This is a genomic window from Halopseudomonas phragmitis (assembly GCF_002056295.1).
Taxonomy (GTDB): Bacteria; Pseudomonadota; Gammaproteobacteria; order Pseudomonadales; family Pseudomonadaceae; genus Halopseudomonas; species Halopseudomonas phragmitis.
Map to the genome: position 1 here is coordinate 2,337,607 of NZ_CP020100.1, position 14,628 is coordinate 2,352,234.

Below are 14,628 nucleotides of genomic sequence, written 5' to 3' on the forward strand. Positions count from 1 at the left end.
ACGGGCATTTATATCATCAACCCACGCAAGCTGGTGGCGTGGCGGGCTCGGGGCTGCATGGCGCGCGATGTTGGCGGCCAGGCGGTTGCGGCCTTTATTTACATTGACAGGAATCCAAATGAGCGAAAGCTTTGCCGAACTTTTTGAAGAAAGCCTGAAAACTCTCGATATGGAGCCGGGCTCCATCATCACCGGTATCGTTGTGGACATCGACTCCGACTGGGTCACCGTTCACGCCGGTCTGAAGTCCGAGGGTGTCATTCCGCGTGATCAGTTCCTGAACGATCAGGGCGAGCTTACCATCGCAGTGGGTGATGAGGTGCACGTTGCACTGGACGCCGTAGAAGACGGCTTCGGTGAAACCAAACTGTCCCGTGAGAAGGCCAAGCGCGCCGAATCCTGGAAAGTTCTCGAGGCAGCTTTCGCCGCCGAAGAAATCGTCAAGGGTGTCATCAACGGCAAGGTCAAAGGTGGCTTTACCGTCGACGTCAATACCATCCGTGCGTTCCTGCCGGGTTCGCTGGTCGATGTCCGTCCGGTGCGCGACACTGCCCACCTGGAAGGCAAGGAACTGGAATTCAAGGTCATCAAGCTCGACCAGAAGCGCAACAACGTTGTCGTTTCCCGCCGTGCTGTGCTGGAAGCCGAGAACAGTGCCGAGCGCGAAGCCCTGCTGGAAACCCTGCAGGAAGGTCAAGTGGTCAAGGGTATCGTCAAGAACCTCACCGACTACGGCGCGTTCGTCGATCTGGGCGGCGTCGATGGCCTGCTGCACATCACCGACATGGCCTGGAAGCGCATCAAGCATCCGTCCGAGATCGTCAATGTTGGCGATGAGATCGACGTCAAGGTGCTCAAGTTCGACCGCGAGCGCAATCGCGTCTCCCTGGGCCTGAAGCAACTGGGCGAAGATCCGTGGGTCGCCATCACCGGTCGTTATCCGGAAGGCACCCGTGTTACCGCCAAGGTCACCAACCTCACCGACTACGGCTGCTTCGCCGAGCTGGAAGAGGGTGTTGAAGGTCTGGTACACGTGTCTGAAATGGACTGGACCAACAAGAACATCCACCCGTCCAAGGTCGTTCAGGTCGGCGACGACGTGGAAGTCATGGTTCTGGATATCGACGAAGATCGTCGTCGTATCTCCCTGGGCATCAAGCAGTGCAAGATGAACCCGTGGGAAGAGTTCTCCAGCAAGTTCAACAAGGGCGACAAGATCTCCGGCTCCATCAAGTCGATCACCGATTTCGGTATCTTCATTGGTCTGGACGGCGGCATCGACGGTCTGGTTCACCTGTCCGATATCTCCTGGAACGAAGTCGGCGAAGAAGCCGTACGTCGCTTCAAGAAGGGCGACGAGATCGAAACCGTCATCCTGTCGGTTGACCCAGAGCGTGAGCGTATCTCCCTGGGCGTCAAGCAGTTGGAAGACGATCCGTTCTCGAACTTCGTTTCCCTGAACGACAAGGGCAGCATCGTTACCGGTACCGTCAAGGAAGTTGATGCCAAGGGTGCAGTCATCACTCTGGCCGACGATGTCGAAGGCACTCTGAAAGCCTCCGAAATCAGCCGTGACCGCGTTGAAGACGCCCGTAACGCGCTGAACGTTGGCGATGAAGTCGAAGCCAAGATCGTTGGTGTCGACCGTAAGAGCCGCGTGATCAGCCTGTCGATCAAGTCCAAGGACGTTGATGACGAGAAGGAAGCGATCCGCGATCTGCGTCAGCAGGAAGTGGCTGCTGCTGGCCCGACCACCATTGGTGATCTGATCAAGCAGCAAATGGAGAACAAGGGCAACTAAGTCCTTGTGATTCCTGAAAAAGGGCGACTTCGGTCGCCCTTTTTTGTGGCTTTGGGGTTATTCCTAGCTTTGTGCTCCTTATCAGGCTGTTCAAACGTCGTCAAGCATGGTAAAACCATAAAAAACGGATCTAGCCGCTTGAAAAAAAAGGAAAAACCATGACCAAGTCGGAGTTGATCGAGCGTATCGTCGAACAGCAGGGACAGTTATCGGCCAAGGATGTGGAACTGGCCATCAAAACCATGCTGGAGCACATGTCCCAGGCTTTGGCGACCGGCGAACGTATCGAGATTCGCGGTTTCGGCAGCTTCTCTTTGCACTATCGGGCACCTCGGGTTGGCCGCAATCCGAAGACCGGTGATGCGGTTGAGCTGGACGGCAAGTTCGTGCCGCACTTCAAGCCGGGCAAGGAGCTGCGTGACCGGGTTAATGAGTCGCTGTAAGCCTGGCGCTGTATCTCCCCTGAACTAGCCTGCGCTATACTCCGGCCTACACGAATGGATTGGAGTGTGTGGCATGCTATGGCTCAAGCGCGCAGTGCTGATCATTGTCCTTTTGCTGGTGGCACTGGCGACCCTTGATTTCATGCTGGAAAACCAGCAGAGCGTAACCCTTCAGTTTCTGGAAATGCAGTCTCCAGCGTTTCCGCTTTCCCTGTTCATTGTCTTTGCCTTCATTCTTGGTAGTTTGCTGGGAGTGTTCATCGGCTGGCTGATCACCACGCGTCTGCGTTTGCGGCTGATGTTGCAAAGCAATGAGTTGAACCGCTACCGCAAGGAAATTGACAAGCTGCGGACCCAGGCCGTCAAAGGCTGATTGCCATGCAGGAGCTGCTGTTCCTTGGCCTGTTCATGGCAGCCCTGGCGATAGGTTGGTTGCTTGGGCGGCGTGAGGCGATCAAGGTCGGTTTCATGCTCAAGCCGCACGGCAGTGCGATCGACAAGCAGTATTTCATCGGCCTTAACTACCTGCTCAACGAACAGCCGGACGAGGCGATTGAAACTTTTATTCGGGCGCTGGAAGTCAATCCGGAAACAGTAGAAACCCATATCGCCATTGGCAAGCTATTCTGCCAGCGTGGCGATGTCGAGCGTGCGATTAAGGTCCACCAGAACCTGTTGGCCCGGCCTAATCTGACTCGTGAGCAAGCTGACCGGGTTCAGCTTGAGTTGGCCAGAGATTACCTGGCGGTCGGTATGCTTAATCGTGCCGAGCGGTTGCTTGATGAACTGATCAACTCGAACTCCCAGCTCAAGGCCGAAGCTCTGGTAGATCTGATCATGGTCCATGAGCGCGAGCGCGACTGGGAGCATGCGATTGAGGCTGGGCGCAAGCTGGTGCGTGAGCGTGCTGATTTCAAGGTGGTGCTCGCGCATTACCACTGCGAATTGGCGCAAAAGCCCCAAAGCCTGGGCGAGTGGCCGCAGGTCAGGCGCCTGATGCGGGCAGCGCTCGAGGTGGACCCCGGGTGTGTGCGAGCGATGTTGATGCTGGCTGAGCTTGAACAGGCGCAGGGTCAGGTCCGTGAGGCGGCCAAATGGCTGCAGCGGTTGGCCGAACAGGACGCTGATTTTGTCCCTCAGGCCTTGCCGCTGGTACGTCGCTGCGCTGATAATGGCGGCCTGGATATGCAGGCCTACCTGGATCGGGTTTTGGCGGCGGACGGATTGCCGATGATGGCAACCGTGCTGGCCAAAGCCGATGAGCTGTATCAGCAGCAGGGGTTGAGTGCTGCCAGCCTGTTTGTGCTGGCACATATCCAGCAACGGCCTTCGCTGCGGGGGTTGTTGTATCTGATAGATCTGCACAAGGATCAGGTTGGCCAAAAAGGACGAGACAACCTGATGATCTTGCGTGGGATTGTCGAAGCGTTGCTGATCGACAAACACCAGTACCGTTGTGAGGCTTGTGGCTTTTCCGCCCGGCAGCTTCACTGGCAGTGTCCCACCTGTCACGGCTGGTCCACTCTAAGACCCCTCAAGGGGCGAGAGGCTGCCTGAGCGGCCATTCCCCTTTCGTATTTAGCACAGGACTGATGCATGCCTTGTCACACACCTATCATTGTCGCGCTGGATTTTGCCGACGCTGCTGACGCTCTGGCCCTCGCTGACCAGCTCAACCCCAGTCAGTGCCGGGTCAAGGTCGGCAAGGAGCTGTTTACCAGCAGTGGTCCGGCGGTGGTTGATGCGCTTCAGGCAAAGGGCTTTGAAGTGTTTCTGGATCTCAAGTTCCATGACATCCCCAACACCACGGCCAGCGCCGTACGAGCTGCTGCCGAGTTGGGCGTCTGGATGGTTAATGTGCATGCCGGAGGCGGGCGGCGGATGATGGAGGCCTGTCGTGAGGTGCTCGACCGGCGCTCTGGTGCACGTCCACTGCTGACCGCTGTCACCGTGCTGACCAGCATGGAGCAAGAGGATTTGCAGGAGGTCGGGATGGATATCGAGCCGATGGTTCAGGTCCAGCGCTTGGCGCGGCTTACCCAGGACTGTGGGCTCGATGGAGTGGTGTGCTCGGCGCGTGAGGCCAAGGCATTGCGTAGCGCTTTGGGTGATGATTTTCTGTTGGTCACGCCGGGTATTCGTCCGGCTGAAGCCAGTGCTGATGATCAGAAGCGTATCGTGACGCCGCGCCAGGGCCTGGACAACGGCAGCAGCTATCTGGTGATTGGCCGACCAATTACCCGTGCCGAACAGCCGGCGCAAGCGTTGCAGGCCATTATCGCCAGTCTGGCCGAGTAATGCACAACGGCTCCGGCCGCCGCTGGCGGCCGGTATTGGCCGTTGTCATTACGGGGTGATGGCCACCTTGAGTACCCCATCGCGCTGATGGCTGAACAGCTCATAGGCGGCGACAATGTCGTCGAGCTTGAAGCGGTGGGTAACCATGGCCGTCAGGTCGACCCGTCCTGATGCGACAACTTCCATCAAACGCCGCATGCGCTCTTTGCCGCCAGGGCATAGCGTGGTCACTATGGTGTGATCGCCCAGGCCTGCAGCAATGGCGTCAAGTGGCATCGACAACTTGCCCGAATAGACTCCGAGACTGGATAGAGTGCCGCCGGGCTTCAGCGCGCGCAGACAGGACTCGAAGGTTTGCTGGGTGCCGAGTGCTTCAATCGCAACATCTACCCCAGCGCCCTGGGTCTGTTCCCGAATCACGACCAAGGGATCCTGTTCCTTGAAGTTGATCGTGATATCCGCGCCCAGTCGCTTGGCAACCTCCAGGCGCTCATTGACGCCGTCGACCACGATGATCCGGGTCGCTCCCATCAGTTTGGCGCCAGCGGTGGCACACAGTCCTATTGGCCCCTGGGCAAAGATCGCCACAGTGTCGCCAATGCGGATATGACCACTTTCAGCGCCGCCAAAACCGGTACTCATGATGTCCGGGCACATCAGGACCTGCTCGTCGCTCAGACCGTCCGGGACTGGGGTCAGGTTGGCCTGGGCGTTGGGGATACGCACGTATTCGGCCTGGCAGCCGTCGATGCTGTTACCCAGTTGCCAGCCACCCATGGCATGCCCGCCGCACTGACTTGAGTGTCCATCCAGGCAGGGGTGACATTGACCGCAGGGGGTAATGGCCCCGGCAATGACCCGTTGACCGATGTGGTAGCCGCTAACTGCATTGCCAAGCTTTTCGATCACGCCAACCGGTTCGTGGCCAATGATCAAACCGGGCTTGACCGGGTACTCGCCTTTGAGAATGTGTACATCGGTGCCGCAAATGGTCGTCGTGGTCACGCGTAGAAGAGCGTCGGTCGGGCCGATGTCGGGGATGGGGCGCTGCTGAATTTCGATGCGGCCGGGTTCAACGAAAACCGCGGCTTTCATGCTGCTCATGGTGCACCTCCGGGGCAGGTGGCGGGATACTGAGCATTAACAATAGACCGGCTGGTGGCGTGTGGGGTTGATCTGGGTCAAGGTGGGCAAAGCTTCGCCACCCGGTGATCCGGGTGGCGGGTAGGTAGGTCAGCTCATTTGCGACTGCTGGTAATTCTCCAGACCAACCGCGTTGATCAGGCCGAGCTGGGTTTCCAGCCAGTCGACATGTTCCTCTTCGGAGTTGAGGATCTGTTCGCACAGATCGCGGCTACCGTAGTCGCCAACGCTTTCACAGTAAGCGATGGCCGCTTTGAGGTCCGGGATGCCTTTCATTTCCAGCTTGAGGTCGCACTCGAGGATTTCCCGAGTGTTCTCACCGATCAGCAGCTTGCCCAGATCCTGCAGATTGGGTAGGCCTTCGAGAAACAGTATCCGCTTGATCAGCATGTCGGCATGCTTCATTTCGTCAATGGATTCGTGATACTCGTGGTCGCCAAGCTTGTCCAGCCCCCAGTCCTGCAGCATGCGCGCATGGAGAAAATACTGGTTGATGGCAACCAGTTCGTTGCCAAGAATGGTATTGAGATGCTGGATGACTTTCTTGTCGCCTTTCATGACTGATGTCCTCACTTCAGTTCAGCTATCAGTCTGGTCTGGCGGTTGCTTAAAGTCAAATCTAAGTGGTTGATCTGGAAGGGAATTAGTAATGATTATCAGTTGGAATTAATGTCTGTCAGGCGGCGACCCAGAGCGAGTCGCCGGCCATGGCCGCGGCCTGACCGGCCAGCAATGTTTCATTCAGCAGGGACTTACAATCGCGCCCGCATTTTCCGCATTGACTGGCGACATCCAGAGACTCACGCAGATCGCGCATGCTGCATGCGCCACTATTGATCGCATCGCGAATCTGACGGTCGGTAACCCCTTTGCACAGACAGACGTACATGGCATGTCCCAGTTCTGAATGGTTATGCTGGACATGCTAATGGTAATGAGAATAGTTGTCAAACGAGTTTGAGATATTATTACGCGGCACGGTTAAGGGCGTACCGCGTAACGACGGCTCAATCAAAAAACATTGTCCAGAATAGCTTCTACAACTGCAGTAGTGACTGCTATCAGCACCAGATCGCGGCCTACCCGACGCCAGTCGTAGCCGGGGTAGTGGGGTAGTTGGGCGACCAGGCGGCTATCCAACTGTTTGGCGATTCCCGGGGGAAGGGGCTTGCCTCGGGCCAGATTCTTCCGGATGCCTGGTGGCAGGCTGTCGACCTGGCCAACATACATATGGTTGTCGCGCAGGATAGTGCGGATTACGGCTTCTTCGATAACCACCCGTGAGCTGGAGTGGTTATGGGTAGTTTGATACTGGTGGTGTCCCGCCTGGCCACGCGCATGCGGCGGCTGCGCCAATACGCTGCCGGCACATAGGCTGAGGGCTAGAAACAGGGTGCAATGGCGCGCGGTCATGAGTTTGTTCACGGGCATACGGGTTGTTCTCCTTTTGTCGTTTGAGTGTAACTGTGGTCTTTGGGTTCCGTCATGCTGTTGATTGAACCTTGCTCCAGAGCCATCAGTGAACTGAATGTGGCTCATGGTGGCCGATCGATAATGGCTGGGCCCCTTTATTTTCCGGCGTTCTGCCGTAGTTCAAAGAGCTTGACGACACAGTTCATTACAAGAATGAATGACTATTCAGTCAGTGCTGCTTGTAATGCTCCTATGGGAGCCTAGAATCGGTCAGGCTATACGGCGGCTGGTTGCCGGTTGGGGCATGGCTTGATTGCCGTGCACCATTTGCTACCGGCGCGGCCACGACGAGACGAACAATGAAAACAAGGCAAGCCCTGCGGGAGCTTGCACGTATCTCAGCGGGAGACAAGCATGAGTCAGTCTGGCGTTCTCAAGCGCTCCACCATCCTGGTTCACGGTTCCGTGGGCATGCCATTGGCAGTGATCGGTTACCCACTGGTGGTTTACCTGCCACCGTTTTACGCCCAGGAAGTTGGGCTCAACATGGCCTTGATGGCGCTAGTGCTGGTCATCGCTCGCATGTCCGATGTCATCACCGATCCGTTGATCGGCACCCTCAGTGACCGCTGGCAAACCCGGCTGGGGCGGCGCAAACCCTGGCTGCTGATGGGGATGCCGCTGATGCTGCTGGGTACGGTGATGATTTTCATGCCACCCGAGGGGGCTGGGATTGGCCATCTGCTGGTCTGGACCGTGATCATGTATCTGGGGTGGACCATGGTTACCTTGCCCTATGGTGCCTGGGGCGCTGAGCTTTCGCCCGCATACCACCAGCGCAGTCGGGTTACTGCTGCACGGGAGGGATTTGTGCTGGTAGGCCTGTTTCTTGCCGCCTTGGCTCCGGCCATCGTTCAGCGCCTGGGGGCCAAGTTTCAGGCCGGCGAGACTGACGGGGCTGTCATGCAGTTTGCGGTCTGGCTGCTGGGCAGTGATGGTCAGCTCAGTATCGGTTATGGTCCGATTCTGGCAGCGATGGCCTGGATGCTGTTGATTTTGCTGCCGTTGACCGTGCTGCTGGTGGTCACTACGGTCAAGGAAGCACCGCCTAAGTCAGTGCAGCGCACCGACTGGCGCAAGGGGTTGCGGGTACTGAAGAATAACGGCCCGTTCAAGCGCATGATGCTGATTCTGCTGATCGTGGTAACCGGTGAGTCATTCCGCAATGCACTGTCGGTTTTTTTCATGCAGCACGTTATTCAGATTCAGGCCCATATCGGCATGATGTACTTGCTGTACTTCGGGGTCGGTATTCTGGGGATTCCATTCTGGCTGATCGCCGGTAAACGTATCGGCAAGCACCGGGCGTTTTGTGTCGCGGTAGCAGTGTCGAGCCTGAGTATCATAGGTATGTTCTTCCTGCAGGCCGGCCAGTTGCTGCCGTTCGCCATCATGTTCGCGCTCAAGGGCTTCTGTTTTGCCGCCTTCCAGTTCCTGCCGCTGTCGATGCTGGCGGATATCGTTGATCTGGATACAGCCCGTAGCAAGGAGCATCGGACCGGGTTGTTCTTCGCCATGTCCGGCATGGCCCATAAACTGGCGATGGCGATCGGTCTGGGGTTGTCGCTTGGGCTGCTGGCGCTGGTCGGTTTCGATGCCCAGGCTGCTGAGCATAGCGACGGGCAACTGATGGCCTTGCGGGTGCTGTACATCCTTGGGCCGGTCATGTTGTATATGACCGCTTTCGCTATTTCCTGGCGCTATCCGCTGACCTCGGATCGTCAGGAGCGGATTCATCAATGGATTGTACGGCGTAACCGTCGTTTGGGGCTGGCTTCGCACTGACGGTGGGCTAACCAGCGCCCGGGGTTAGCGGGCGCTGGTATGAGAAAAGTCTAAAAAAGGTGCTGAATGACAACTCAGTATCCTTGCATGTGTCCTGATTCGTTTATGCTGACATCCTATAACAAGGACTCGCTGAACAAGGACCACCCTGCACATGGCACAACCCTCGCAATTCTCCCTGCTGGCCAGCAGGCGTTTTCTGCCTTACTTCCTCACCCAGTTATTTGGGGCTTTCAACGATAATTTGTTCAAGCAGGCGCTGATCCTGGCGATCCTGTACAAGCTCAGTTTTTCGGGTGATAGCAATCTACTGATCAACCTGTGCGCGTTGCTCTTCATTCTGCCGTTCTTCCTGTTTTCGGCACTGGGAGGTCAGTTCGGCGAGAAGTTTGCCAAGGATGCCCTGATCCGGGTAATCAAGGGCGGCGAGATCCTGATCATGCTGTTGGGGGCTGTCAGCGTGCTGTTTGGCAGCCTGCCACTGATGCTGCTGGTACTGTTCGCCATGGGGACTCAGTCAGCCCTGTTCGGCCCGGTCAAATATTCGATCCTGCCTCAGCACCTGCGAGAAGAGGAACTGGTTGGCGGGAACGCATTGGTGGAAATGGGCACCTTTCTGGCGATTTTGGGCGGCACCCTGTATGCCGGCATCCTCATGGCTGGCGATGGCTGGGCTGTCTGGGTCGGCGGGTCGGTAGTGGCGGTAGCACTTTTCGGGTTTGTGACCAGCCTGGGTATTCCCAGGGCTGCGGCAGCCTTACCGGGGCTGAAGCTGGACTGGAATATTTTGCGCCAGTCCTGGGCCATCATGCATCTGGGGTTGGTCAAGCAGGTGCCTTCGGTATCGCGCTCGCTGCTGGGCAACTCCTGGTTCTGGTTTCTCGGGGCGACCTATCTGACCCAGATTCCCGGGTTCGCCAAGGATTATCTGCACGGCGATGAAAGTGTGGTAACCCTGATTTTGATGGTGTTTTCCGTGGGTATCGCGCTGGGCTCAATGCTGTGTGAGCGCTTGTCCGGACGCAAGGTGGAAATCGGTCTGGTGCCATTCGGCTCATTGGGCTTGACCCTGTTCGGCCTGCTGCTGTGGTGGGGCGCCGGGAGTGTTGAGGCTGCCAGCGTCGAGTACACCTGGCTGGGTCTGATGAGCCAGCCAGCCGCCTGGTGGGTGATGAGCTGCATTCTCGGTCTGGGAGTATTCGGTGGTTTCTACATCGTTCCACTGTATGCGCTGATCCAGGCCCGTACCCGCGATGAAGAACGGGCCCGGGTGATTGCTGCGAACAATATCCTCAATGCTTTGTTCATGGTGCTGTCGGCGGTTACCGCGATTGCGTTGTTGACCCAGGCGGGCTTGTCGATCCCTGAGCTGTTTTTGGTCATTTCGCTGATGAACGTGGCGGTCAATGTCTACATCTTCAAGGTCGTGCCCGAGTTCACCATGCGTTTTCTGGTATGGCTGCTCAGCCACTCCATGTACCGGGTTTCGCATGACAATCTGGAGGCGATTCCGGACGACGGAGCTTGCGTGCTGGTCTGCAATCACGTGTCTTTCGTTGATGCTTTGCTGATCGGCGGCGCAGTGCGCCGACCGGTGCGCTTCGTGATGTACTACAAGATCTACAATTTACCTGTGCTGAACTTCATTTTCCGCACCGCCGGCACTGTGCCGATTGCGGCCCGGCATGAGGATGAGCAGGTGTATGAAGAGGCTTTTCGGCGTATTGGTGAATATCTGGAAGCAGGGGAAGTAGTCTGCATCTTCCCGGAGGGCAAGCTGACCGGTAACGGCGAGATCAATGAGTTTCGCAATGGCATCGCGCGCATCATTGAAGAGCACCCGGTGCCGGTGATTCCCATGGCTCTGCGTGGGCTGTGGGGCAGTTTCTTCAGCCGCGCCCCGGACAAAGGCTTTTTTCGCCGCTTCTGGTCGCGAGTGGGGCTGGTGGCGGGTGTGCCTCTGGCGCCGGAGCAGGTCACCAGTCAGGACTTGCAACAACAGGTCAGCCAGTTGCGTGGCGAGGGACGCTAAATGATGGGGTTGCGCGAGCGTGATCAGTTGCACCGCTGGGTCGAGAGCGGCCGGCTCGGAGCCGAGCAGTGGCAACAGTTGGAGCGCCTGGGCTGGCATCAGCCGGACTCCCGACAATGGCGCAACCTGCTTGATCGTCTGCTGGCGCTGGCCGGGGTTTTGCTGCTGGCTGTCGGGCTGATTTTCTTTCTGGCCTGGAACTGGGATGACCTGCACCGGTTTGCCAAGCTGGGGCTGGCTGTCGGGGCGCTGACAACGTTCACTGCACTAGCTGGTTACGCCGCGCCCTATTCATCGTTGCAACGTGCCATGCTGCTGGGCTGCGCCCTGACCAGCGGTGCCTTGCTGGCGTTGATCGGGCAGACCTATCAGACCGGGGCTGATATCTGGCAATTGTTTGCTGCCTGGGCTGTGTTGATGTTGCCCTGGGCGCTGCTGTCGCGTTCGGCAGTCTGTTGGGGGCTGTGGTTGCTGGTTTGTAATCTGGCGTTGCTGCGTTTCTTCATCAGCATGCCGATGTTTCAACTGTTCTGGGGTTTTGGCCAGGCTGACGGCTTGCTGATGCTGGGGTTGTTCAATCTCGCGGTACTGCTGCTGTTCGAGTGGCTTGAACCGTACCTGCTTTGCCGCCCTGCGCGGTTGATTCAGCGCTTGGCAGGCTTGCTGTTGCTGGCGGCCTGGACACCAGGGGGCTTGCTAGGCTGGTGGGAAAGTGGGTTTGCTGCGGTGTTGCTGGTTTTGCTGGTGGTGTGCGCGGTTGGGATAGTGGGCTATCTGTATCTGCGCCGGGATCTGCCATTGCTGGCCTTGCAGCTGTTCTGCCTGATCATTGTCGGAGCTTCGGGGCTGGCACGCGGGCTGGAGGCTTTGGATGGCTTCATGCTGTTCAATATCCTGGGTGGCTATCTGCTGCTCAGCAGTGCACTGGCTTCGATCTGGTTACATCGCTTGTACCGGGAGGGGCGGGGATGAAGCAGGCCTGGCTGGATAACTTGCTCAAGGCCATGGGGCGTGAGCGCCTGATTGATTCTGCCCAACACCAGGGGCTGCTGGAGCTGGAGGGTTCGCCCTGGTGGCTGTCGCTTTTGCTTGGCGCTGCCGCCTGGTTGTCGGCGCTGATGATCGGTGGTGCTTTTTTCATGCCGGTGATGCTGCTGGCTGATGGCCCCTGGGGGCAGATGCTGGTTGGGGTGTTGATGCTGGGAGCGAGTGTCTGGCTGTTTCGTCAGCCGGGCTTGTTCTCCGCCCAGTTGGCTCTGGCCTTTTCTCTTAGTGGCCAGTTGATTGTGATGATTGCCTTGGTGCAAGGACTGGATTTGCCAACATACCGGTTGAGTTACCCGGCGCTGATCAGCGCGCTGTTGGCAGCAGCTCTGTTCTGGATGCCCGCAACAGCGCTGCACCGTATGCTTTGCGCTTTGCTGGTATTGGGAAATATCGCAGTGCTGATTGGCGCCGGTCCAGCGCTGGCGCTATATGGCCTGCTACTGGCGGGCGCAGCGGTGGTTGGCTGGTTGGCTCGCGCGCATTGGGCGTTGGCCGGTCTGGCGCAATGGCTCAGGCCTCTGCTCAATGCGGCCACGCTGGTTGCTCTGGTGTTAATGCTGTTCGGCCATCAAAGCGTCATGGAAATGCTCTGGCAACGCCTGGGCACGGGTACGGTGCATCACTGGCTGCCACTGTTCTATCGTCTGGGTGCAGGGCTGCTGTTGCTCGGAGTGGGGTTGTGGTTACTAAGAAACAGCGGGCGCCAGCGGCTGCTCTTGTTGGTGCCACTGTTGCTGCTATGTCTGTTGCTCAACCAGGCACCGGGCCTGCTGGTTAGCGCCGCCCTGGGGCTGGCTGCCTGGCAGGCAGGAAGCCGGCTCTGGAGTGTCGTGGCGCCGGTGTTTGCGCTGGGATATCTGGGGGAGCTGTACTACAACTTGCATTTGAGCTTGCTGGATAAGTCGCTGGTTTTGGTACTCAGCGGCATGGGATTACTGGTGCTGCGCTGGTTGGCGTTGCGCTGGATTGGGAGGCTGTCATGACTCGAAGCTGGCAACGGCTGGGCATGTTTGCTGCCTGGCTGCTGGTGGTTGCGGTAGCCCTGGCTGCTGTCTGGGGGCATGAGCGCACCTTGCGTGATGGGCATGTGGTCTTGCTTGAACTGGCCCCGGTAGACCCGCGCTCGCTGATGCAGGGTGACTATATGGCGCTGCGCTTCGCAGTTGACCTGCAGCTTCATCAGGCCGATGGTTGGCCTGACGAGGAGGGGGTAGCGCCACGGTTCGCTTGGCTTGTTCTTGATCAGCAGCAGCGTGGGCGGTTACAGGCTGTAGCTGATGAATTACCCGATACCGAAGCGCTCCTGGCTATGCGCATACGGCGTCAGGATGGTGGTTATAGCGTAGGCCCCAATGCCTTCTTCTTTCAGGAAGGAACGGCTGAGCGCTATGAAGCGGCTCGCTGGGGTGGCTTCCGGGTTCGTGCTGACGGAACGGCGTTGCTGCAGGCGCTCTATGATGCCGAACTGGAGTTGATCGGCAGCAACCAGCGCTGAGCGTGGCAGTCTCTGTTGTCGATTTGATCACAATTATGAATGAATGGTCATTCTTGTTTGTATCTTGCTGTTGTTTATTGGTTTTTGGTTCTATGGTAGGGCTACTGATTGAACAGGAGATAAACCATGGAACTCAGTGGCAAGGTCGTCGTGATCACCGGCGCCAGCAGTGGTATAGGCGCAGCAACAGCCACTCACCTGGCCGGCCTCGGGGCCCGGGTCGTGCTGGGCGCGCGGCGCGCGGCACGGCTGGAGGCGCTGGCCGCCGATATTCACCAGGCCGGTGGTGAAGCATTGTGGCAAGAGACCGATGTGACCAATCGCGATCAGGTTCGCGCTCTGGTTGAACTGGCCGTACAGCGCTACGGCCGGCTGGATGTGTTGATCAATAATGCCGGCCTGATGGCGGTTGGTTCGATCCACAAACTGGCGGTTGATGAGTGGGAGCGAATGGTTGATATCAATCTCAAGGGGGTGCTGCATGGGGTGGCGGCGGCATTGCCGGTCTTTCAGCAGCAACAGGCCGGGCATCTGATCAATCTGGGGTCACTGGCTTCGCACAAGGTGGCGCCTGGCGGAGCCGTTTACAGCGCCACCAAGTTTGCTGTCCGGGCTCTGACTGAAGGGCTGCGTCAGGAGTGCCCGAACATTCGCTGCAGTCTGATATCGCCGGGCGCCATCGCCACTGAGCTGCCCTACGGCAGTTCTGACGAGAGGGCCGTCAGGGCGCTGGAACAGGCCTATCAGATTGCCTTGCCCGCAGAGTCGGTGGCCCAGACGATTGCCTGGACGCTGGCTCAGCCGGCTGAGGTGGATATCAACGAAATCATCATCCGCCCCACCGTGCAGCCGTTCTGACCAGGTTCAGCGGGTGCCCTTGCTGGCCCGGTGCGGATTGGCCCAGGTTTGGCCGCTGACCCCGTTTGGGATGTTCTGGATTTCCCCGCCAGCATTCAGGAAAGCATCGATTTGGTCCTGAATCGACTGGTGGGTAGCGATGGCGGCGTCGTTCTTGCGTTTGCTTGCAGTAGTTTTCGCGGACATGGGAACCTGCCGGTTTTGGAATAAGACCCACCACCATACAGGTTTTGCAGCAATAAAGCCCGGATTC

At 58.0% G+C, this 14,628-nt stretch carries 16 protein-coding genes; 11 read left to right on the plus strand and 5 right to left on the minus strand.

Annotation, left to right across the window (positions count from 1 at the left end; translation table 11 throughout):
• Window positions 1-118 precede the first annotated feature (118 nt).
• The 5 genes from rpsA to pyrF all read left to right on the plus strand — a co-directional run bounded on the left by rpsA (window position 119) and on the right by pyrF (window position 4,542).
• A complete protein-coding gene (gene rpsA / locus BVH74_RS10805; RefSeq protein ID WP_080050077.1) occupies window positions 119-1,801 on the plus strand; it encodes a 30S ribosomal protein S1 in 1,683 nt (560 codons plus the stop codon).
• Between the two features lie 158 nt (window positions 1,802-1,959).
• Window positions 1,960-2,244: an integration host factor subunit beta gene (gene ihfB, locus BVH74_RS10810; RefSeq protein ID WP_080050078.1), complete on the plus strand. Its 285-nt coding sequence runs from the start codon at window positions 1,960-1,962 to the stop codon at window positions 2,242-2,244.
• Between the two features lie 73 nt (window positions 2,245-2,317).
• Window positions 2,318-2,617: a lipopolysaccharide assembly protein LapA domain-containing protein gene (locus BVH74_RS10815; RefSeq protein WP_080050079.1), complete on the plus strand. Its 300-nt coding sequence runs from the start codon at window positions 2,318-2,320 to the stop codon at window positions 2,615-2,617.
• A gap of 5 nt (window positions 2,618-2,622) precedes the next feature.
• On the plus strand, window positions 2,623-3,801 hold the full coding sequence (lapB, locus tag BVH74_RS10820; protein WP_080050080.1) for a lipopolysaccharide assembly protein LapB: 1,179 nt from the start codon (window positions 2,623-2,625) through the stop codon (window positions 3,799-3,801).
• Between the two features lie 39 nt (window positions 3,802-3,840).
• Window positions 3,841-4,542, plus strand: a complete 702-nt coding sequence (gene pyrF / locus BVH74_RS10825) for an orotidine-5'-phosphate decarboxylase (RefSeq protein WP_080050081.1) — start codon at window positions 3,841-3,843, stop codon at window positions 4,540-4,542.
• A 48-nt stretch (window positions 4,543-4,590) separates the two neighbouring features.
• Here the strand turns inward: pyrF and BVH74_RS10830 are convergent, their stop codons facing one another.
• From BVH74_RS10830 to BVH74_RS10845, 4 genes are all read right to left on the minus strand, one after another.
• Window positions 4,591-5,646, minus strand: coding sequence for an NAD(P)-dependent alcohol dehydrogenase (locus BVH74_RS10830; RefSeq protein ID WP_080050082.1), 1,056 nt, complete (start codon window positions 5,644-5,646; stop codon window positions 4,591-4,593).
• A 129-nt stretch (window positions 5,647-5,775) separates the two neighbouring features.
• The gene (bfr, locus tag BVH74_RS10835; protein WP_080050083.1) at window positions 5,776-6,243 is read right to left on the minus strand and encodes a bacterioferritin; all 468 of its coding nucleotides are present in this window, start codon (window positions 6,241-6,243) and stop codon (window positions 5,776-5,778) included.
• Window positions 6,244-6,361: 118 nt separating this feature from the next.
• Entirely contained in the window at window positions 6,362-6,574 is a 213-nt protein-coding gene (locus BVH74_RS10840) for a bacterioferritin-associated ferredoxin (protein ID WP_080050084.1), read from the minus strand.
• Window positions 6,575-6,696: 122 nt separating this feature from the next.
• Window positions 6,697-7,116 carry an anti-virulence regulator CigR family protein gene (locus tag BVH74_RS10845; protein WP_269434084.1) on the minus strand — a complete coding sequence of 140 codons (420 nt, stop codon included), beginning with the start codon at window positions 7,114-7,116 and terminating at the stop codon, window positions 6,697-6,699.
• Window positions 7,117-7,512: 396 nt separating this feature from the next.
• Between BVH74_RS10845 and BVH74_RS10850 the strand changes: the two genes are divergently transcribed.
• The 6 genes from BVH74_RS10850 to BVH74_RS10875 all read left to right on the plus strand — a co-directional run bounded on the left by BVH74_RS10850 (window position 7,513) and on the right by BVH74_RS10875 (window position 14,375).
• Complete coding sequence (locus tag BVH74_RS10850; RefSeq protein ID WP_080050085.1) at window positions 7,513-8,943, plus strand: MFS transporter; 1,431 nt, start codon at window positions 7,513-7,515, stop codon at window positions 8,941-8,943.
• 154 nt (window positions 8,944-9,097) lie between these two features.
• Window positions 9,098-10,975, plus strand: a complete 1,878-nt coding sequence (locus tag BVH74_RS10855) for an MFS transporter (RefSeq protein ID WP_080050086.1) — start codon at window positions 9,098-9,100, stop codon at window positions 10,973-10,975.
• Window positions 10,976-11,947: a DUF2157 domain-containing protein gene (locus BVH74_RS10860; RefSeq protein WP_080050087.1), complete on the plus strand. Its 972-nt coding sequence runs from the start codon at window positions 10,976-10,978 to the stop codon at window positions 11,945-11,947.
• Window positions 11,944-13,005 (plus strand): DUF4401 domain-containing protein, encoded by a 1,062-nt coding sequence (locus BVH74_RS10865; protein WP_080050088.1) that lies wholly within the window; start codon window positions 11,944-11,946, stop codon window positions 13,003-13,005. Before BVH74_RS10860 ends, BVH74_RS10865 begins: the two co-directional genes overlap by 4 nt.
• On the plus strand, window positions 13,002-13,517 hold the full coding sequence (locus BVH74_RS10870; RefSeq protein ID WP_080050089.1) for a GDYXXLXY domain-containing protein: 516 nt from the start codon (window positions 13,002-13,004) through the stop codon (window positions 13,515-13,517). The genes BVH74_RS10865 and BVH74_RS10870 overlap by 4 nt, the downstream gene beginning before the upstream one ends.
• 126 nt (window positions 13,518-13,643) lie before the next feature.
• Window positions 13,644-14,375, plus strand: coding sequence for an SDR family oxidoreductase (locus BVH74_RS10875; protein WP_080050090.1), 732 nt, complete (start codon window positions 13,644-13,646; stop codon window positions 14,373-14,375).
• A gap of 6 nt (window positions 14,376-14,381) precedes the next feature.
• Here BVH74_RS10875 and BVH74_RS10880 read toward each other — a convergent pair whose 3' ends face one another.
• Entirely contained in the window at window positions 14,382-14,561 is a 180-nt protein-coding gene (locus BVH74_RS10880) for a PFL_1563 family small protein (protein ID WP_080050091.1), read from the minus strand.
• Window positions 14,562-14,628 lie beyond the last annotated feature (67 nt).

Excerpts from the sequence above, each read along its gene's own strand:
- BVH74_RS10840 (WP_080050084.1), bottom strand. The coding sequence starts at position 6,574 with ATGTACGTCTGTCTGTGCAAAGGGGTTACCGACCGTCAGATTCGCGAT.
- BVH74_RS10865 (WP_080050088.1), top strand. The coding sequence starts at position 11,944 with ATGAAGCAGGCCTGGCTGGATAACTTGCTCAAGGCCATGGGGCGTGAG.
- BVH74_RS10880 (WP_080050091.1), bottom strand. The coding sequence starts at position 14,561 with ATGTCCGCGAAAACTACTGCAAGCAAACGCAAGAACGACGCCGCCATC.
- BVH74_RS10815 (WP_080050079.1), top strand. The coding sequence starts at position 2,318 with ATGCTATGGCTCAAGCGCGCAGTGCTGATCATTGTCCTTTTGCTGGTG.
- BVH74_RS10875 (WP_080050090.1), top strand. The coding sequence starts at position 13,644 with ATGGAACTCAGTGGCAAGGTCGTCGTGATCACCGGCGCCAGCAGTGGT.
- BVH74_RS10845 (WP_269434084.1), bottom strand. The coding sequence starts at position 7,116 with ATGCCCGTGAACAAACTCATGACCGCGCGCCATTGCACCCTGTTTCTA.
- BVH74_RS10870 (WP_080050089.1), top strand. The coding sequence starts at position 13,002 with ATGACTCGAAGCTGGCAACGGCTGGGCATGTTTGCTGCCTGGCTGCTG.
- rpsA (WP_080050077.1), top strand. The coding sequence starts at position 119 with ATGAGCGAAAGCTTTGCCGAACTTTTTGAAGAAAGCCTGAAAACTCTC.
- BVH74_RS10850 (WP_080050085.1), top strand. The coding sequence starts at position 7,513 with ATGAGTCAGTCTGGCGTTCTCAAGCGCTCCACCATCCTGGTTCACGGT.
- BVH74_RS10855 (WP_080050086.1), top strand. The coding sequence starts at position 9,098 with ATGGCACAACCCTCGCAATTCTCCCTGCTGGCCAGCAGGCGTTTTCTG.
- bfr (WP_080050083.1), bottom strand. The coding sequence starts at position 6,243 with ATGAAAGGCGACAAGAAAGTCATCCAGCATCTCAATACCATTCTTGGC.
- lapB (WP_080050080.1), top strand. The coding sequence starts at position 2,623 with ATGCAGGAGCTGCTGTTCCTTGGCCTGTTCATGGCAGCCCTGGCGATA.
- BVH74_RS10860 (WP_080050087.1), top strand. The coding sequence starts at position 10,976 with ATGATGGGGTTGCGCGAGCGTGATCAGTTGCACCGCTGGGTCGAGAGC.
- ihfB (WP_080050078.1), top strand. The coding sequence starts at position 1,960 with ATGACCAAGTCGGAGTTGATCGAGCGTATCGTCGAACAGCAGGGACAG.
- pyrF (WP_080050081.1), top strand. The coding sequence starts at position 3,841 with ATGCCTTGTCACACACCTATCATTGTCGCGCTGGATTTTGCCGACGCT.
- BVH74_RS10830 (WP_080050082.1), bottom strand. The coding sequence starts at position 5,646 with ATGAGCAGCATGAAAGCCGCGGTTTTCGTTGAACCCGGCCGCATCGAA.